Origin of the sequence: Kribbella sp. NPDC050281 (assembly GCF_040655855.1) — a bacterium.
Taxonomy (GTDB): domain Bacteria; phylum Actinomycetota; class Actinomycetes; order Propionibacteriales; family Kribbellaceae; genus Kribbella.
The window spans coordinates 122,357-141,431 of record NZ_JBFAKS010000023.1 but is presented as its reverse complement, the minus strand read 5'-3'; the positions used below and the strand labels follow the sequence as shown (position 1 = coordinate 141,431).

Annotated in this window: 11 protein-coding genes; 8 read left to right on the top strand and 3 right to left on the bottom strand. The window is 67.5% G+C overall.

Features of this window, described 5'->3' with window-relative positions:
* Positions 1–140: 140 nt before the first annotated feature.
* Entirely contained in the window at positions 141–383 is a 243-nt protein-coding gene (locus AB0I34_RS24785) for a hypothetical protein (RefSeq protein ID WP_360448960.1), read from the bottom strand.
* Between the two features lie 461 nt (positions 384–844).
* Here AB0I34_RS24785 and AB0I34_RS24780 point away from each other — a divergent pair, with 461 nt between their 5' ends.
* Positions 845–2,929: a DNA topoisomerase IV subunit B gene (locus tag AB0I34_RS24780; protein ID WP_360448957.1), complete on the top strand. Its 2,085-nt coding sequence runs from the start codon at positions 845–847 to the stop codon at positions 2,927–2,929.
* The gene (locus AB0I34_RS24775) at positions 2,929–3,573 is read left to right on the top strand and encodes an HAD family hydrolase (protein WP_360448955.1); all 645 of its coding nucleotides are present in this window, start codon (positions 2,929–2,931) and stop codon (positions 3,571–3,573) included. Before AB0I34_RS24780 ends, AB0I34_RS24775 begins: the two co-directional genes overlap by 1 nt.
* Here the strand turns inward: AB0I34_RS24775 and AB0I34_RS24770 are convergent.
* On the bottom strand, positions 3,542–5,563 hold the full coding sequence (locus AB0I34_RS24770) for a hypothetical protein (RefSeq protein WP_360448952.1): 2,022 nt from the start codon (positions 5,561–5,563) through the stop codon (positions 3,542–3,544). The two genes, AB0I34_RS24775 and AB0I34_RS24770, sit on opposite strands and share 32 nt — an antisense overlap.
* Before the next feature lie 219 nt (positions 5,564–5,782).
* Between AB0I34_RS24770 and AB0I34_RS24765 the strand changes: the two genes are divergently transcribed.
* From AB0I34_RS24765 to AB0I34_RS24740, 6 genes are all read left to right on the top strand, one after another.
* Complete coding sequence (locus tag AB0I34_RS24765) at positions 5,783–6,883, top strand: LacI family DNA-binding transcriptional regulator (protein WP_360448950.1); 1,101 nt, start codon at positions 5,783–5,785, stop codon at positions 6,881–6,883.
* Between the two features lie 210 nt (positions 6,884–7,093).
* Positions 7,094–10,228: an endo-1,4-beta-xylanase gene (locus AB0I34_RS24760; protein WP_360448947.1), complete on the top strand. Its 3,135-nt coding sequence runs from the start codon at positions 7,094–7,096 to the stop codon at positions 10,226–10,228.
* A gap of 4 nt (positions 10,229–10,232) precedes the next feature.
* Positions 10,233–11,714 (top strand): extracellular solute-binding protein, encoded by a 1,482-nt coding sequence (locus AB0I34_RS24755; protein WP_360448945.1) that lies wholly within the window; start codon positions 10,233–10,235, stop codon positions 11,712–11,714.
* On the top strand, positions 11,714–12,715 hold the full coding sequence (locus AB0I34_RS24750; protein WP_360448942.1) for a sugar ABC transporter permease: 1,002 nt from the start codon (positions 11,714–11,716) through the stop codon (positions 12,713–12,715). The genes AB0I34_RS24755 and AB0I34_RS24750 overlap by 1 nt, the downstream gene beginning before the upstream one ends.
* Positions 12,712–13,542 (top strand): carbohydrate ABC transporter permease, encoded by an 831-nt coding sequence (locus tag AB0I34_RS24745; RefSeq protein ID WP_131357761.1) that lies wholly within the window; start codon positions 12,712–12,714, stop codon positions 13,540–13,542. Before AB0I34_RS24750 ends, AB0I34_RS24745 begins: the two co-directional genes overlap by 4 nt.
* A gap of 11 nt (positions 13,543–13,553) precedes the next feature.
* Entirely contained in the window at positions 13,554–14,855 is a 1,302-nt protein-coding gene (locus AB0I34_RS24740; RefSeq protein WP_360448939.1) for a Gfo/Idh/MocA family oxidoreductase, read from the top strand.
* On the opposite strand, the gene AB0I34_RS24735 is transcribed toward AB0I34_RS24740, so the two are convergent.
* Complete coding sequence (locus AB0I34_RS24735) at positions 14,852–19,057, bottom strand: BTAD domain-containing putative transcriptional regulator (RefSeq protein ID WP_360448936.1); 4,206 nt, start codon at positions 19,055–19,057, stop codon at positions 14,852–14,854. The genes AB0I34_RS24740 and AB0I34_RS24735 overlap by 4 nt on opposite strands.
* Between the last annotated feature and the right edge of the window lie 18 nt (positions 19,058–19,075).

The window sequence follows — 19,075 nt, the reverse complement described above, 5'->3', positions numbered from 1 at the left end:
CTCCGGGTGGACCGCCATCAACCAACCCCACATCTCGTTCTTCTCTCCGCACAGAAGGATGGCGGTCACCCCTCCGGGTGGACCGCCATCGAGTCCTGCAGGTCTTTGGCGCCGCCGTTGGCGCGTTTATGAGGCCGAGATCACCGTTCGTCTTCAGTGGCGATGGCCGGGGTGGCTTCGAGCCGACCGGTCTCGTCGTGGATGGTGATCGCGATGTTGCGCAGCTTCTCCGCGTGCTCCCGGCCGTGGTGGGCGCAGAAGAGGAGCTCCCCACCGCTGGTCAGGGTGACACGGACGTAGGCCTGCGCACCGCAGCGGTCACAACGATCCGCGGTCGACAGCGCCGAACTCGGGGCGAGTGCTGTAGTCACTTGAGGCCTCATCTCATCTAGTTCCGTACTCACCAGATAGCAACATCCTGACAGACGGATCGCTTCCCAGTGGGGGCAGCGTGTCCGAATGTGAGACGAACCACCTGTTCCCTTATGACGCATCTTGACGAGGAATCGTTTCCGATGTCGTCGATTTCTCGCGTGGCGGCGGGCGCCGGGCGTGTCTTCTTTCACTGTGCGCCATGAAGTGCTCACAGCGCGCTGATGTTCGGAGTGTCGAATACCACTCCCGGATCGAGTCCGGATCGATACCTGCCGAAACATCTTTTCTCGCTGCCACGCCGCGGGTTCGGAGCGGACCAAGTGACGGATGTCCGGTACCCAGGCCGTAATCGCGGACAGCCCCGCCTGCCAGGTTTTGGGGGTCGGTCCGCATAGGCTGTGAACATGCGTTCGGACCGGCGGTCCGGCCCCGGGCGCGCAGTTGGCTTGTGAACCAGTGAAGGAGCCCAGTGGCCGCCCCGACGCCTCGCAGTACCGAACTCGACCCGACGTACAACGCCCGCAACCTGCTCGTCCTCGAGGGACTCGAGGCGGTCCGGAAGCGGCCCGGCATGTACATCGGGTCCACCGACAGCCGCGGCCTAATGCACTGCCTGTGGGAGATCATCGACAACTCCGTCGACGAGGCCCTGGCCGGCCACGGCGACCGCATCGACGTCGTCCTGCACAAGGACGGCTCGGTCGAGGTGAAGGACCGCGCCCGCGGCATCCCGGTCGACATCGAGCCGAAGACCAAGCTCAGTGGTGTCGAGGTGGTGTTCACCAAACTGCACGCCGGCGGCAAGTTCGGCGGCGGGTCGTACAACGCCTCCGGTGGTCTGCACGGTGTCGGCGCCTCGGTGGTGAACGCGCTGTCCGCGCGGCTGGACGTCGAGGTCGACCGTGGTGGCACGGTCTGGACCACCTCGTTCCGGCGCGGTGTCGCCGGTGAGTTCGACGCCGAGGGCGCGAGCGCGGGCTTCACCCCGGCCAAGGGCCTGCGGAAGGCCGGCCGGGCGAAGAAGGGCGTCACCGGCACCCGGATCCGGTACTGGGCGGACCGGCAGATCTTCACCCGCGACGCCAGCTTCAACTACGACGAGCTGGTCACCCGGGCGCGGCAGACGTCGTTCCTGGTGCCGGGTCTGCTGCTGGTGATCCGGGACGAGCGTGGCGACGAGGTCACCGAGGAGCACTTCAAGCACGACGGCGGGATCAGCGAGTTCTGCGAGTTCCTGGCCACCGACCAGAAGGTGACCGAGGTCGTCCGGCTGACCGGGACCGGTCACTTCACCGAGACCGTCCCGATGCTGGACGACGCCGGCCACATGACGCCGACCGACGTCGAGCGGGATCTGGACGTCGACATCGCGGTCCGCTGGGGCGACGGGTACGAGACCGAGGTCCGCTCGTTCGTGAACATCGTGGCCACGCCCAAGGGCGGCACGCACGTGGCCGGCTTCGAGCGGGCGCTGTCGAAGAGCTTCACCAACGCGCTGGACGGCACTCGCCTGCTGAAGAACGGCGAGGAGATCATCAAGGACGACGTACTCGAAGGTCTCACCTCGGTGGTCACGGTCCGGCTGGCCGAGCCGCAGTTCGACGGGCAGACCAAGGAGGTGCTCGGGACGCCGGCCGCGTCGCGGATCGTCGCGAAGGTCGTGCAGAGCGAGCTGGAGTCGTTCCTCACCTCGAACAAGCGCGAGCACAAGGCACAGGCGCGCGCGGTGCTGGAGAAGGTTGTCGCCGCTTCGCGGACGCGGGTGGCGGCCCGTCAGCACCGTGAGCTGCAGCGGCGCAAGACCGCGCTGGAGTCGTCGGCGCTGCCGGCCAAGCTGGCCGACTGCCGCAGCAACGACGTCGACCGGTCCGAGCTGTTCATCGTCGAGGGTGATTCGGCCCTCGGTACGGCGAAGCTCGCGCGCAGCTCGGAGTTCCAGGCGCTGCTGCCGATCCGGGGCAAGATCCTGAACGTGCAGAAGGCATCGGTCGGCGACATGCTGAAGAACACCGAGTGCGCCTCGATCATCCAGGTGGTCGGCGCCGGCTCGGGCCGCAGCTTCGACATCGAGCAGGTCCGCTACGGCAAGATCATCTTCATGGCGGACGCGGATTCCGACGGCGCCCACATCCGCTGCCTGCTGGCGACGCTGTTCTTCCGCTACATGCGGCCGCTGGTCGACGCCGGCCGGGTCTATACCGCCGTACCGCCGCTGCACCGGTTCGAGCTGACGAACCCGAAGAAGGGCCAGGACAAGTTCCTGTACACCTACAGCGACGCGGAGTACCAGCGCAAGACGGCCGAACTGATGAAGAAGGGCGTCCGCTGGAAGGAGCCACCGCAGCGCTACAAGGGTCTCGGTGAGATGGACGCCGACCAGCTGGCCGAAACCACCATGGACCCGCGCCACCGCACCCTGCGCCGCATCACCGTCGACGACGGCGAAGCCGCCGCCCAGGTCTTCGACCTCCTGATGGGCAACGACGTGGCGCCCCGCAAGGAGTTCCTGGTCCAAGGCGCCTACGAACTGGACGAGAACCGCATCGACGTCTGATGGCTCGGCTGGCCTGCTTCGATCTCGACAACACGCTGATCGATCGAGACGGGGCGTTTCTTGCGTGGGCTCGGTGGTGGGTGGAGCGGGCCGGTCTCGATGGTGGCGCGGTCGAGTGGTTGGTTGCTCAGGACAACGGTGGGTTCACGCCGCGTGCGGAGTTGTTCGAGCGGTTCCAGGAACGCTTCGGTGTTGCGATCTCGGTTGATGAGTACGACCGGGAGCATCCGTCGTTCACGTGGGTCGAGCCGCGTGTGCTCGAGGGGTTGGGGTCGTTGCGCGGGGCGGGGTGGCGGGTGGTTGTGGTGACGAACGGTGGGGTGGTGCAGCAGAGTCGGAAGCTTGCGCACACCGGGATCGCTGATGTGGTCGACCATTGCTGCATCTCGGAAGCGGTGGGAGTGCGGAAGCCTGATGCGCGGATCTTCGAGGTGGCCGCCGAGCAGGTGGGGGTGTCCCTCGACGACGGGTGGATGGTTGGTGATCATCCGGCGTACGACGTTGCGGGTGGTATCAACGCGGGGCTGCGGACGATCCGGGTTGGCAGCCATCACTCCCTCGACGTGCCGCAGGCGGATCATCAGGTCGAGTCTGTGGCTGAGGCGTTCGCGATCATCTTGGCGGCACGACCTGGCCCGGGCTGACGGGATTGCCGTCGACGGTGATCTCGGTGTGGTCTGGTGCGATCACGACGTCGATCGTGTGGTCGCGGTAGGTGAGACCGCGGAGTTCGATGGTGCCGGCGGCAACTGGGTTCGGGGTGATGTGGAGTGAGCCGTCAGGGTGCGGGCGGATGCCGGCGAGGCCGGTGAGGATGGCTTCGGCGCCGGCCAGGCCGGCGATGATGTTGATGCGGCGGCCGGTGGCGGGCGCGCCGGGCTTGTCGCAGTAGTGGTCCTGGGGGAAGTACGGGTAGTGGTCGCCCATCCAGAGCAACCGGCGCAGGACATCCCAGGCGACCTCGGGCCGGCCCTGTTCCCACAGGGTGAGGGCGAGTTGCGGACCTTCGCCGGTGTATGCGCCGGCGCCCGACCAGTCGATGTCGGCGGTCTCGTAGTGACGTTCGTCCTCGGCGCTGACACTGCTGACGCCGTACTCACCGAAGAACGCGCCGGGTCGCAGATGCTTGACCAGCGCATCGGCGACGTCTGGTGGGCAGGCGCCGGACCGCAGTACGTCGAAGGCCTGGATCGAGTAGGCGAGTTCGGTGTGACCGTCGGGATAGCGGCTGCGAAACCATCCCGCCTCGCTGTCCCACAGTTGCCGGATCACCTCGCTCCGGATCTGTTGCGCGGACTCCCGCAACTCATCAGCCGGCAACGCGGCGCCTGTGATGTCGGAGAGTTCCGCCAGCGTTTCGAGCGCCCAAGCCCGCTCGGCGTTCGGACTGGCGACGACATGCTCCCAGCCCGATCCCCGCATCTCTAGAAGGTTGCTCTGGTTGCCGTAGTCCCGCAGTACGCCGGTTTGGTCGTCGGGCTGGAACCCCTTGTCGAGCGTGATCAGTACGTCGTACAGCCGGGCGACGAGGGCCGGGTCGAGAGACCGTTCCGCCGCGGCGGCGCGTGCCAGGGCGACGAGTGACCAGCCGCTGTACGCGTAGGCGACGCCGAGTCCGGTCCCGTCCGGGGCGATGGCGTAGCGATCGGTGAGGTCGGCTTCGAGCAACGACTCGATGATGGAGAGTACGGCGTCGCCGAGCATCAGGCTGAGGACGTTCGGGGCGTAGCCGCCGGTGTCCCACGCATAGGCACACAGCGCACCGCCGTCGAGTCCCGACGTCGCGATGAACGGCGTCGTGACGAAGTCCGGGTGATCCCACCAGCACACGAGACCGCTGGCCAGCGAACGCCGGTAGTACTGCTCGAGCCCGGGGATGTCCGAGGTGGCAGTAGGGAGATGGCCGACCGCCCGTGCCACTCGGGACTCCCAAACACGCACGGCATCGGTGGTCGGCGCATCAGTGGTCCCGACGCCGAGGTTGAACGTGACCGAACCATGAGGCTCGACAGTCGCGGTCAGGGCGTCATGGATCAACGTGATGGCATCGTCGGAGCCAGCCTCGGGAGGCACCCAACCCCAGTCGGACAGCGGGATGTGGCGAGCGCGGGCAGGCGACAGCTCCGGCTCGATCACAACCTCGTGGGTGTTTCCGGTGCGGTTGCTGATCGTGAGGACGAGCTCGTAGCCGGGGGAGCCGTGCCGCGGCGTGAGCGTGGATTCCACGGCCAGCGAGACGAGCTCCCCATCGGCGTAGTGGTGATAGGTGCCGCGCCGGGTCAGGCGATCAGGCCGCCAAGTGCCGCCGGTGGGAAGGAGGCCGCGGTTGCCCGCGCCAGGCCGGGCGGCGTCGACGATCGATCGCCCGTCGACCTCGAACGAGACGGTGAGCCGGCTGTCCGGGGCGGCGTACGGGGGAGCGAACCATCCACCGACGCCACACACCGTGCCGGACAGTTGGGTGACCGTCCCGGTGCCGCTGCCGACCCAGATCTCGGCTGGGGGTACGGCGCGGCGCAGATCGAAGGAGAAGTCGTCGAGCGAGTACGGCGGCATGGGCGGCCTTCCGGTGACACGGGTGAACGAGCTGGCAAGGGCGATCGGCGTACCGCGCAACGCTCCGCGGCCGAGCACGGGTGAGAGCCGTGCCGGACCGATCCCGGCAGGTGATCCCGGCCTGCGTAGGACCGGTCCAACACGGTGGCTCGATGGTGACACGACAACCGGCGACAGGGCAATGCCTCGGGGCGGAAACCGACTGCGTGCTGCCTGTTGACGTGGATCGGGCGCGCTGTTACGTTCCGGTGCTGAGTCGTTGGACCAGTCCAACGGCCACGATCAAGGGAGGGCCGGATGGCGAAGCTGACGATTCGCGACATCGCCGCGCTGTCCGGCCTGTCCAAGTCCACGGTCTCGCTGGTGCTGAACAACAGCCCGAAAGTGGACCCGGCGACCCGGCGGCACGTGCTTGCGGTGATGCGCCGGAATCGCTACGTGCCGAGCTTCGCGGCGACCGCCCTGGCCAAGGGCAGCACGCGACTGATCGGCATGGTCGTGCCCGGCCTGTCCTGGCACATGGTTGCCTCGATCAACCTCGGGGTCGCGGCCGTGACCGAGCAGCACGGGTTCGACATCATCCTGTACACGGCGACCAACGACCGCGACTACGGTTCGCTGATCGACCGGGTCCTGACCTCGAGCATGTCCTCGGGTCTGCTCGTGGTCAGCCACGAACAGCCGCTCGAGCCGCTCGTCCAGCTTCACCAGGAGGGCATGCCCGTCGTCCTGGTGAACACCATCGACGCCGACGTGGCCCTGCCGTCGGTCACCGCCGACAACTACGACGGTGCCCGGACGGCGATGGACCACCTGATGCAGTTGGGTCACGAGCGAATCGCTTGTGTGCAAGGCCTGATGCGCTACCGGTGCTGCCAGGACCGGTACCGCGCGTACCTGGACGCCCTGCGTGAGGCCGGCATCCAGCCCGATCCCGAGCTCACCAAGCCAGGTGACTTCGTGCCCGAGCAGATCCGTGCGCGGTCCCGCGAGCTGTTCGCGCTGCCGGCCGGCCAGCGCCCGACGGCGGTGTTCGCGCAGTCCGACGTCACGGCGTACGGCGTGATGACCGCGGCCGCCGAGGCGGGGCTGCGGGTGCCGGAGGACGTGTCGGTACTCGGCTTCGACGACATCGAGTCGGCGGCACAGATCCGGCCGCCACTGACCACCATCCAGCAGCCGTTCGTCGAGATGGGCAAGCGGGCCGCCGAGCTCCTGCTGTCCGAGATCGGTACGAACGACGACGACCCCGGCACCGAGGCGGAGCCGGTCGGCGAGAAGCCCACGGCCGACCTGCCCCGTCTCGTCATGCCGACCAGCCTGATCGTCCGGGCGAGCTGCGGGCCGGTGCCCGTCACCCGCAGCCGGCGCGGACGATCCCAGACCACCAAGGCCTGATCCCCCGGATCGAGGTCCCGCCCGCCCGAGCAGACGACTGCTGGCGCTTGATGCGGCGCCGCCCACCCACAGAACCCGCGGCAGTAACCACACCGACCCCGGCCGACGGCCGGCGGGTCAGGCGCTGCTGCGCGCCTTCTGGAAGGAATCCGGAGCATGAGGCCCTTCCCGCTCACCAGAGCCAGAGTGTTCAGAAAACTGACCATCGGCATGTCCAGAAAAGTGATCATCGGAGTGGTCCTGGCCGTCGTCGCGGCGGTGGCCGTCCAGCCGGTCGCGCAGGCCGACGCCACGCCGTTCGAGGTCCTGCCGACCGACCCGCTCGCGAACTTCAACGAGTTCAAGAGCCTTCCCACCGACGCCACCCAGCAGGTCCCGATCACCGGGAACCCCAACTTCAGCAAGGCCCTCGAGATCACCGTCCCGAACGGACCGCAGAGCCCGGGTCTCGACGGCGAGTACGAGATCACCCTCGGCGTCCCGACCGCCGCGACCGTGACCGTGGGCGACGCGATGGTCGCGACCCTGTGGGCACGTTCGATCGAGCCGACCCAGGGCGCCACGACCGGTAACGCGCACCTGGTGTTCGAGACCGATGGGTCGCCGTTCAAGAAGTCGCTGAACGCGGCGATGCTGTACGGCTCGGACTGGCAGAAGTTCGAGTTCCCGTTCCGTGCGGCCGTCACCTACACGGCGGGCACCGCCACCGCCGCACACCTGAACCTCTGGCTCGGGTACGGCGCTCAGAAGTTCCAGATCGCCGGGGTCTCGGTGCAGGACTGGGGCCAGGGGACGCCGGCCGGCTACCCACAGGCGACCTACGAGGGACGCGATGCGAACGCCGCCTGGCGCGCCGATGCGAATGCGCGGATCGATCAGTACCGCAAGGGAAACCTGGCCGTCTCCGTCGTCGATCCGACCGGTCATCCGGTCAGCGGCGCGACGGTCTCGGCGGTGCAGCAGACGAGTGCCTTCAAGTTCGGTGCCGCATCGGACGGCGCCCGGCTGATCGGCGATCCGTCCGGCGGCATCAGCGGGAACGACCTGCAGCAGTACCAGAGCAAGGCGTCGACGCTCTTCAACCAAGGGGCCCTGGGCAACAACCTGAAGTGGAACCACTGGGAGACCCCGACCGAACGGGAGACCGTCACCCTGCCCGCGCTGCAGTGGATGCGGGAGCACGGGATCCGGATCCGCGGCCACAACCTGGTCTGGCCGTCGTGGGGCGTGATGCCGCCGGACCTGGTCAACCTGCAGAACGATCCGGCCGCGCTCCGGGCGCGGATCAACACCCACGTCACCGACGAAGCCTCGGTCCTGGCCGGGATCGTGGACGAGTGGGATGTGGTGAACGAGCCGTACTCGGAGCACAACGTGCAGGACATCCTCGGGCCGGACGAGATCGCGTCCTGGTTCCGGCTCGCCCACCAGGCCGATCCGAACGCCGAGCTCGCGCTGAACGACTACGGCATCGTCGAGAACAACGGCTGGGAGAAGCGGCACCGCGACCACGTCTACGACCTGGTCCAGTCGATGAAGTCCTCCGGTACGCCGATCGACCTGGTCGGCTTCGAGAGCCACTTCAACGGCATGCAGCTGACCTCGCCGGACGACCTGATGACGATCGTGGACCAGTTCGCCGGTCTCGGCGTGAAGGTCGCCATCACCGAGTTCGACGTGGACACCGACGACCTGCAACTGCAGGCGGACTACACCCGCGACTTCATGACCGCGATGTTCTCGAACCCGAACGTCAACCAGATCAGCAACTTCGGCATCTGGACGAAGAACATCTACAACCCGCGCGTCGCGCTCTACAACGACGACTGGTCACCCAAGCCGAACGGTCTGGTCTGGGAAGACCTGATCAAGCGTCAGTGGCACACCAGCGTGAACGGACAGACCACCGCGGCCGGAACGTTTGGCACCCGCGGGTTCCTCGGTGACTACCTGGTGACGGTCACCGTGAACGGCATCTCCAAGCAGGTGAAGGTCGCGATGCCGACCACCGCCGGCGCCTCGGTGAAGGTCATCGCCGACGGGATCGCCACGACCGTCCGGACCGACACGCCGAACCCGATCGGCGACGGCGACTTCGAGACCGGCACCCGTGGCTGGACATCGCTCGGCACCGGCCCGGGTACGGCGGCGAACGCACACAGCGGACACACCGCCCTGTCGCTCGAACCGGGATCGGGCGTGACGCAGAACGTCACCGGTCTCACTCCGGGCACGAGCTACCTGCTGTCCGGGTGGGGAAGACTCAACGCCGGCGGCACCCAGTGCTACGTCGGTGTGCGCGGCGGAGCCAGCGCAGGTACGCCGACCTTCCAGTACGAGCTCACGTACGCCGACGAACGCGCCTACACGCAGAAGCTCGCGGCTTTCACTCCGCCGACCGGGACGAAGTGGGTCCAGGTGTTCGCCTGGTCCAACCCCAACCCGACCTCGGCCCAGTGCACACTCGACGACCTCGCGATCACGCCGACGGACGGCACCCCGCCACCCGCTCAGGGTCCACCGGCCATCGCGCCGACTCTGCCGACTCCGTCGGTGCTGGGGAACGGGAGTCTGGAGTACCAGTCGGCCACGACGGGTTGGTACTGCCTCGGCACTTGCACCCTCAAGAACGCGTCGACGACTCCGCACTCCGGTAGCGGCGACCTGTCGGTGACCGGTCGTGAAGCGGCCTGGGCCGGCCCGGCACAAGGCGTGCCGGTCACCAACGGTGGTCTCTACGACTCGTCGGCCTGGGTCCGGCTGGTCAGCGGATCCGACACCGCCATGGTCAGTCTGAAGCTGACCACATCGACCGGATCGACGACCATCCGACTCGGCTCGGCACCGGTCACCTCGACCGGGTGGACGCGGATCTCGGCTGCCAACACCAACGTCTCCTGGACGGGGACGCTGACCAAGGCCGAGTGGTGGATCAGTACGACGACGGGTGCCGGCAACCTGCTCGTCGACGACGCGTCCTTCGCGCCGATGGCCAAGGCCGTCACCAACCCGCCCTCCGGTCCAACGGAGACCGCGTTCAACCCGGTGCAGCCGACCGCTGCCTGCGTCGTACGCAACGTTGCCGACAGCACCTACACGGCGTACTTCGGCTACAGCAACGCCAACAACTACTACATCCCGGTTCCGGTCGGCAGCGACAACTCGTTCAGCCCCGGCCCGTCCGACCGTGGCCAGACCGTCTCGTTCCTGCCCTTCCAGCGGCCGCGTCGTGTCGCGGTCACCTGGGACGGCAGCCCGCTCACCTGGCGGCTCGGCTCCCTGACCCAGACCGCCTCGTCCACGTCTCCGGCGTGCGGCGCGGCTGCCAGTACTCATCGGAGGTAATGCAATGTCATCCCGTATCTCACGACGGACCCTGCTCCGGGGCGCAGCCGCTGTGGCCGGCGCCGGTGCGGCCGGCGCTCTGGCCGGCTGCTCGTCGGACGACAACAGCAGCGGCACCGGCTCGAAGGCCCAGGCCACGATCACCTACTGGGACTGGTACGCCAGCCAGGCCGGGTGGGTGGACAACGAGATCAAGTTGTTCCAGCAGGCGCATCCGGGGATCGCGGTCAAGAAGACCACGCAGGTCAGCGACAAGTACGCCGACCTGGTCTCGCTGGCCTACCGCAGCAACAACCCGCCGGACATCCTGATGGTGCCGAAGAGCCCGCAGCTCAGCCAGCAGGTGACGCAGGACTGGCTGCTGCCGGTGGACAAGTGGGCGACGAAGGACTGGCAGTCCCGGTTCCCGCAGAGCAGCTTCGTCGAGGGCGTCGACATGTTCGACGGCAAGATCTACACCGCGCCGTTCGCGGCACCGGCGCCGTCCCTGCAGCTGTACATCCACCACAAGGTGTTCAAGGACGCCGGACTGACCGAGTCCGACGGCAGTGTGAAGCTGCCCAAGACCTGGGACGACGTGACGCACGCGGCCGAGGCGATCGCGTCGAAGAGCGGCGGCAAGGTCGCGCCGTTCGGGTTCGGCAACTCGACGAACACGACCCTGGCCTGGTGGCTCGATCTGTTCGTCCGCGGCGCCGGCTCGCCAGGCGGAGCCGCCGTCGGTGGCATCGACGGGATGGACTACCGGGTCGGCCAGTGGACGTTCGGCACCGACCGGAACTACGCCGACGTGATCAACCTGCTGCTGGAGTGGAAGAACAAGAACTGGTTCTACCCGAACTCGATGAGCATCTCGGACGAGCAGGCCAGGGCGTTCTTCGAGCGCGGCCGGTTCGGGATGACGGTCGGCGGAGTCTGGAACCAGCCGGAGTGGACCGAGCACAAGTTCACCGACTACAGCCTGGTCACCCTGCCCGCGCCGGACGGTAATCCGAAGGCACTGTTCTACGGCCCGCCCGGCGGCAAGTTCGTCGCCGTGTCGTCGAAGTCCAAGCACGCCGACGAAGCGTGGGCGTGGTTCGACTGGCTGTACAGCAAGGACGCCGGTAAGCGCTGGGTCGAACAGGGTCAGGGGCTGTCGGTCTACGCCGACAACAACGACCCGAAGGGCGTCACGTTCGCACCCTTCGCGCAGTACGTTGCCATGTCCGGGACCGCTGTGGTCGGGCCGCAGCCGACGATCCGCAATCCGCTGCTGACCAAGCTCGAGCTGCCCGCGGTGAAGCCGGACATCAACGATGTCCTGTCGGGCATCTGGACCGGGCAGCTGAAGGACGTCCAGGGCACGCTGACGTCGCTGACGGACAAGATGAACCAGGCGCTGTCCGACGGGGTGAAGAAGGTCGGCACCGGTGCGAGCCTGAAGGACTTCGCGTTCCCGGACTGGGACCTGACCAAGCCGTACACCACCAAACCGGGCGCCTGATGGTTGTCACCGTCCGCGAGGACGTCGCCACGGCCGAGCCGCCCCGCTCGGCCGGACGGCGGCGGGCGCGACGCCGGACGTACCTGTGGTCGTACGTCTACCTGGCCCCGATGATGGTGTTGCTGCTCGGCTTCGTGGTGTACCCGATCGTGGCGTCGCTCGGGTACACGTTCTACAAGTGGGACGGGATCGGCGACCCGTCCGACTTCGTCGGGCTGGACAACTTCCGGCAGATCGTGCACGACAACATCTTCTGGCGCTCACTCGGCCACACCTTCGTGTACGCCGCCTTCGTCGTACCGATCCAGTTGGTCCTGGCGTTGGCGCTCGCGCTGGTGCTGAACAACAAGCGGCTGCGGTTCGCGTCCTTCTACCGCACGTTGTTCTTCCTGCCGGTGGTGACGTCGGCGGCGGTGATCGGTGTCGTAATCCAGTTGCTGGTGTCGAACTTCGGCGACTCGATCAACGATCTGCTGCTGAAGCTGCACGTGATCGACCAGCACGTCGACTGGCTGGGGGACCCGCACTTCGCGCTGGCGATCATCATCCTGGTCGGGATCTGGCACACGTTCGGCTACAACCTCGTGTACTTCCTGGCCGGGCTGCAGACGATCCCGGACGAGCTGTACGAGGCGGCCCGGCTGGACGGCGCCGGTCCGCTGGCGACGTTCCGGTACATCACGATCCCGATGCTGAGAGCAGTCGGCGTGGTGATCGTGATCCTGGCGGTGATCGGGACGTTCCAGATCTTCGACCTCGTCCAGGTACTGACCAGTGGTGGGCCGTACTTCTCCACCGAGGTCGTGAACACCTACATCTACCACCTGGCCTTCGGTGGCAGTAATGCGAACGCGGTGCAGCCCGACATCGGTCTGGCCTCCGCCGCGTCGTTCATCTACGGCGTTCTGCTGATCGTGTTCTCGGTCGTACAGGTCCTCGTACTGCGATCACTGGCGCGGCGCCGTGGAACACAGGGTCGGGCAACGGGAGGAAAGTCATGACGCGCCGCAGGGTGGTCACGGTGATGACCCATGTCGCCTTGCTGGTCAGTGGTCTGGCCTGGCTGTACCCGTTGTTCTGGGCGCTGGGCAGTTCACTCAAGGGCGACGACGACTTCTTCAGCGAGGGGCTCAACCCGATGCCCTCGCACTTCCTCTGGGCGAACTACCTCGACGCGTGGCGCGAGGCGTCGTTCGGCAGGTACTTCCTGAACACTTTGGTGATCACCCTCGGGACGGTGGTGGTCACTTTAGTAGTCACTTCCACCGCAGGGTACGTACTTGCCCGTACACGCTTCCCGGGGCGCGGCTTCTGCCTCGGGCTGGTGTCGGCGACGCTGTTCCTGCCCCACGGCTACACGATCATTCCGGTGTTCGACCTGATGCAGCGGCTGCACCTGCTGAACAGCCTGTGGTCGGTGATCATCGTGCAGGCGTCCGGCGGCGTGGTCTTCGGCACGTTCCTGTTCATGGGCTACTTCATGGCCATCGACCGTGAGCTCGAGGACGCGGCCCAGGTCGACGGCGCGAACTTCCACCAGACGTTCGCCCGGATCATGCTGCCGCTGTCCGGCCCGATGCTGGCCACGGTCGGGCTGTTCACCGCGATCAGTGCCTGGAACAGCTTCTTCATCCCGCTGGTCTTCACCCTCGGGCGGCCGGAACTGCGGACGCTGGCGATCGGCATGTACGCGTTCATCGGCGAGAACTCGACCGAGTGGACGTTGCTGTGCGCCGGCACGGTGATCACCCTGGCACCGATCATCCTGCTCTTCCTGCTCCTGCAACGCTTCTTCGTCAACGGCCTGGCCGGCGCGGTCAAGCAATAGGAGGACTCTGTATGCCCACCCCCGTACGGACCGCGATCGTCGGCACCGGCAACCGTGCCCAGCTGTTCACCGAAGGGCTGGCCAAACGCGACGGGTACGACGTCGTGGCGCTGTGCGACCCGAACTCGGTGCGGATGGCGTTCCACAACCGGATGCTGCTGGCCGCCGGTCGCCGGCCGGCCCATCAGTGGCCGCCGGCCAGGTTCGACGAGATGATCCGGGTCGAACGGATCGAGCTGCTGGTGGTCACCACCGTCGATGCCACTCACAACCGCTACATCGAGGCCGCGCTGCGTGCCGGTGTCCGGGTGATCAGCGAGAAGCCGATGACCACCGACGCGACCAAGGCGCAGAGCATCTTGGACACGGTCCGCGAGACCGGCGGCGAGCTGGCGATCGCGTACAACTACCGCTTCAATCCGGTCCACCGGAAGGTCCGTGAGCTGCTGGCCGGCGGAGCGATCGGCGACATCCACTCGGTGCACTTCGAATGGCTGCTCGACGTCTCGCACGGCGCGGACTACTTCCGTCGCTGGCATCGCGACAAGGCGAACTCCGGCGGCCTGATGGTGCACAAGGCCAGCCATCACTTCGACCTGGTCAACTGGTGGCTCGGCGCGGAGCCCCGGATCGTCTACGGCCAAGGCCAGTTGGCGTTCTACGGGCCGGACCACAAGCACGGGTACGCGCGGGAGTATGCGCGAGCTCATGGATCGGAGGCATCGCTCGATGATCCGTTCGCCTTGCATCTGGCGGACAACGCGACGCTGAAGGAGCTCTACCTGGACGCCGAGGTCGAGGACGGGTACTACCGGGACCGGAACGTCTTCGCACCTGGCGTCACGATCGAGGACGACATGGCGTTGCTGGTCTCTTACGACAGTGGTGCGTCGATGAGCTACCACCTGACGGCGTACTCGCCGGCCGAGGGCTATCGGGTGATGTTCAACGGATCGGGTGGCCGGCTCGAATTGAATGTCGAAGAGTCGACATGGACGATGCCGCATCTGCGTGTCGCGTCGGCCAGGGGAGCCGTTCACGGCGATCTCGCCGCACCGACGGCGGGCCGGACGAGCATCACCCTGCGGCCGCTGTGGTCACCGCCCGAAGACCACACGGTCGATCACGATCACGCCGGCCATGGCGGAGCCGATGCGCGGGTCCTCGCGGCATTGCTGGACGACGACCCGACGCACGCAGCGGATGTTGCCGACGCCCGCCAGGCGGCGCTGGCCTTGGTCACCGGCCTGGCCGCGAACCGGTCGTTCGAGACAGGGCAGGCGGTGCGGACCAGCGACGTACTCGATCTCTAGGGGCACGTCGGCTGGTAGGGGCGGTCGGGGAAGGTCTGGTTCCATTCGGCAGCGGTCAAGTTGCGCCCGGCCATCTTGCACGCCTGCGCGAGGGTGTGGGCACTACTGATGTTCCATTGGTAGACCTTGCCGTCGTACGACGGGATGGAGATGACCTCGCCACCTCGGGCGAAGCGCGGGGTGACGGGGATCGGATCGGCTTCGGTACTGGTGGCTACCGTGAGCAGTTTGTCGAGCGTACGGGCGTCCCAGACGGTGACGGTACCGTCCGCCGCGCCGGAGACGAGGCGTGTTCCGTCCGCAGAGAAGCGGACGGAGACCCCTTCCGCCTTGCGGCCGCTGGGTGGCGGGAACTCGAGCGCACCCGAGGCGGTGTCGATGGTGAACACGCCGGCAGTCCCCGCGCCCGCGATCAGGCGGCCGTCGGGCGAGTAGGTGGCCGAGTTGGCCCAGGTCGGCAGCCCTCCTGACCGGATGACCTCACCGGTGGCCGACGCCACGATGGCCCACGACATCGTGGCGCCCCGCAGGCCTTCCTCGAAGAGCACCGCGGTCGTTCCGTCCGGGGACGATGCGGTGCAGCAGTCCGCGACGAAGCCGAGTGCCACGCGGATCGGCCTGAGGTCGGAGTCGAAGTAGTGGCTGCCATCATGACTGCCCGCGACGATGCGGTTCCCGTGGTCGATGAAGGCGACTGACAGCGCGCTCAGGCCGTGCGTCGTCAGGATCTTGCCGGTCTCGGCGTCAATGGTTGCGATCACTTCGAACCCGTGGACGACGAGGCGGCGGCCGTTCGGGTCCCAGGACGCCGGTGGATGGGTCTGTTGCTGGACTTCGAACCCGAGCCGGGTCGGTCGAGTCATCTGTCCGGTGGTCGAGTCGGCGATGCTCAACCACGACGTGCCGGCTTCGTCCCACAGGTACGCCGTCCGCCTGCCGTCGTCAGAGGCAAGAACGTGGGTGTAGTGGCGGGGTGGCGCGCCCTGGATCCAGGGCAGGTATCGCTGCTGTCCACCGAGATCGTAGGCACGCAGCATGCCCGCGTCGCCGGCCGTGTACAGGGTCCGCCCATCCGGACTGAGCGCGACTCCCCACGAGACCTCCGCAGTACGCAGGCGTTGCGTCGCCTGCCCCGTGTCCAGGTCCCAGATGACGACCTCGCCCCCGTAGTGAGCGGTGGCCAACAGCTTGCCGTCGGCCGAGAAGGCAGCGTCGCGCGGTGGGTCCTGAGCAGTCGGCAACACCCAGATGGTCTTCCCGGTGCGTGCATCGACGACCGTAGTCGTAGTCCGTTCGGTGCGGACGGGGCCGGGATGCAGATAGGCGAGCAGCTCACCGTTCCGGGAGGTTTCCACGATGGGCAGACCGATGCTTGGGGTGACCACAGGATCGCCCTTGAGATCGGGTCGCTGCCACATCTCCCGGCCGGTGGCGACGTCGGAGGCAATGAGCGGCCAGGACCGGTAAACCGTCCGGCCGTCGGGGCTGAGGGCTGCGCGCTGTGGCCCAATGCTGAGACTGACCCTCCGGGGCAGTCGATCGAGCGCTCCGACGTCCCAGACGAGAGCGAACGCCGCGTCGCTGTTCGGATCGCGTGCTCCGGCCACCAGATGGCGGCCGTCTGCGCTGAAGCCGAGGTTGTTCAGCTGAGGTCTTCCGGAGCCTGGAAATACGGGCTGTGGATCTACCGGCTCGAGGGTGTCGGCCCTCAGCACCCGTATCGGCCAGGCCGGGTCGACCGGGTTGTTGTAGGTGTCCACCGCGATCGCCGCGATCAGGCTACCGTCGGGGCTGAACAGGGGGCGGGTGAAGACGACCGCGCCGTCGGCGACCGGAGACAAGGTGTGCGACGCGAGCACTCGTCCCGATGCGGCGTCGTACAGCTGGAAGGTGGCACGGTTGTCGCCGGAGACGATCCTGGTGCCATCCGGCGAGACATCGACGTTCTCGGTCCGGCCCAGCGGTGCGCGGATCGATCGGATCAGAGACGGATGTCTGTTGATCGCGGCCACCAGATTCGTCCGGGTGTCCGGGGAATCCTCGAAGCGGACGCCTTGGGCGGCCAGCAGGAGAGACGGGCTGATGTCCTCGGTCACCAGCGCGCGAGCACCCACCTGGCGGGCCAGTTCGCGGTCGGCGGCGACTTCGGCGCGTCCTGCCTGGCGTACGGCGACGAAGCCGGCGATGAGAGCGCCGACCAGGAGGACGGCCGCGGTGGCGAGGGCGGCGCGGAGGCGACGGTTGGCCCTCGACTGGAGCCGGGCTCTGGTCTCGGCCGCGCGGAGTTCGGTCTCGGACAGTCGTTTGCTCGCGGCCAGGAAGTCTTCCTCGGTCGCGGTCAGCGCGGGCGTCGTACGCTCACGCCAGTCCAGCGCCTTGGCCAGACGCACGCCACGATAGAACTCACTGCCGGGCCGTTCGAGGTTGTTCCAGGAGTCGGCGGCGACCGCGAGATGATGCAGGATGCGCTGGCCTTCCAGGTCGTCCTCGAGCCAGCCTCGGAGCCGGGGCCAGGCTCGGACCAGAGACTCGTGAGCGATCTCGACGACTCCGGCGTCGCTGGTGAGCAGCCGCGAAGCGACGAGCAGATCGATCATCTGGTCGTCCTCGGCTCGTGTCACGACCAGGCGACGCGGCAAGCGGCTGCGGGTCGGTTCGCCCTCCGGTCCCGGCGCGACCAGGCGCAGCAACAGGCCGTGCAGGACCGTGCGCTGCTCCGGTGACAGCCGCTCGTGGACCGCTTCGGCGGATTGCGCGACCGCGCTCCGGATGCCGCCGGAGGCGTTGTAGCCGGCGACCGTGAGCGTGCGTCCCTCGCGACGTTGCCAGGTCTCGCGCAAGGCGTGCGACATCAGTGGCAACGCGCCCGGCTGGTCCGCGACCTCGTTGACGAGCAGGTCGACCAGGCCTGGTTCGACGACCAGCGACGCCAGCCGGGCGGGTTCCTCGATCGCCGTCCGCAGGTTGTCCGGTGTCATCGCCGACAGCAGGTAGAGGCCGCGCTCGACCAGTCGCGCGAACGACGGAGACTCCGAGACGTCGGCCAGCCGGTCAGCACGGATCGAGATGATCAGCAATGCCTCATGCGCTGCCAGAGCGGTCAGGAAGGCAACCCGCTCGGTCCTGTCCTGGCATAGTGAGAAGACTTCCTCGAACTGGTCGACGAGGAGCACCGGTGCCGTCGTACCGGACATGGCCGCTGCGAGCGCTGCGACCGGATGCGGCCCCGGAGTCATCACCACGACCTGCCGGCCGTCTCGGCGCAACGTGGCGGCGACGCCGGCCCGGATCAGTGAGGACTTGCCGCAGCCGGAGGGGCCGGCGACTGCCAGCACCGATTCGTCGGCGAGTCGGCGCAGGCAGGCCGCGATGTCGGCGTCACGGCCGAAGAAGGAGTCGGCGTCGTCGACGTCGTATGGCTTGAGGCCCGGATACGGGCATTCCGGGCTGGGCTCCGGCAGCGCGCTCGCTGCGACCAGCGACGGGTCCTGGCGCAGGATCGCCTGCTCCAGAGCGTCGACTTCCGCGTTGGGATCGAGGCCGAGATCGCGGTTCAGGACGCTCTTCAGTCGATGGATCGTCCGCAGCGCGTCGCCTTGCCGGCCGGACCGGTACTGCGCCGTGGCGAGCAGGACCCAGCGTCGTTCGCGCAATGGCGCCTCAGTGACCAGTGCCTGTGCCTTGGCGAGGACCTGGTCGTGCTGTCCGGATCTCAGGGCCGACTCGACGTACAACTCGTCGGCCGTGTGCCGCAACTCGATCAGTCGGGAGGCCTCGATGCGGGCGGTGTCCCAGCCGTCCAGCTCCGTGAGCGGTCGGCCACGCCACAACGCCAGAGCGTCGGCGAGGACCATGGCCGATCGCTCGGGTTCGTCCGACGCGAGCAACGCCCGCGCCCGGACCACGGCACGATCGAAGCGCTGAGCGTCGATCTCGTCGAGCGGTACGGCGAGCCGGTACCCGAGCGGCTGCGTCTCGATCGCGTGCGTGCCGAGGACCTTGCGGAGCCGGACCACGCACCCCTGGACGACCTTCTGCCATGACGGTGGCGGCCGCTCGCGCCACAACACGTCGGCCAGCTGCTCTGCGCTGACGACCTCCCCGGGGTGGACGGCCAGCGCTGCGACCACGATCCGATCACGTCGCCCGAGAGCCTTCTGCTCGCCCTCGATCGTGAGCGGACCGAGTACGTCGATCCCCACCTCTCGACTGTCATGGCC

Excerpts from the sequence above, each read along its gene's own strand:
- AB0I34_RS24785 (WP_360448960.1), bottom strand. The coding sequence starts at position 383 with ATGAGGCCTCAAGTGACTACAGCACTCGCCCCGAGTTCGGCGCTGTCG.
- AB0I34_RS24775 (WP_360448955.1), top strand. The coding sequence starts at position 2,929 with ATGGCTCGGCTGGCCTGCTTCGATCTCGACAACACGCTGATCGATCGA.
- AB0I34_RS24765 (WP_360448950.1), top strand. The coding sequence starts at position 5,783 with ATGGCGAAGCTGACGATTCGCGACATCGCCGCGCTGTCCGGCCTGTCC.
- AB0I34_RS24760 (WP_360448947.1), top strand. The coding sequence starts at position 7,094 with ATGTCCAGAAAAGTGATCATCGGAGTGGTCCTGGCCGTCGTCGCGGCG.
- AB0I34_RS24755 (WP_360448945.1), top strand. The coding sequence starts at position 10,233 with ATGTCATCCCGTATCTCACGACGGACCCTGCTCCGGGGCGCAGCCGCT.
- AB0I34_RS24750 (WP_360448942.1), top strand. The coding sequence starts at position 11,714 with ATGGTTGTCACCGTCCGCGAGGACGTCGCCACGGCCGAGCCGCCCCGC.
- AB0I34_RS24745 (WP_131357761.1), top strand. The coding sequence starts at position 12,712 with ATGACGCGCCGCAGGGTGGTCACGGTGATGACCCATGTCGCCTTGCTG.
- AB0I34_RS24740 (WP_360448939.1), top strand. The coding sequence starts at position 13,554 with ATGCCCACCCCCGTACGGACCGCGATCGTCGGCACCGGCAACCGTGCC.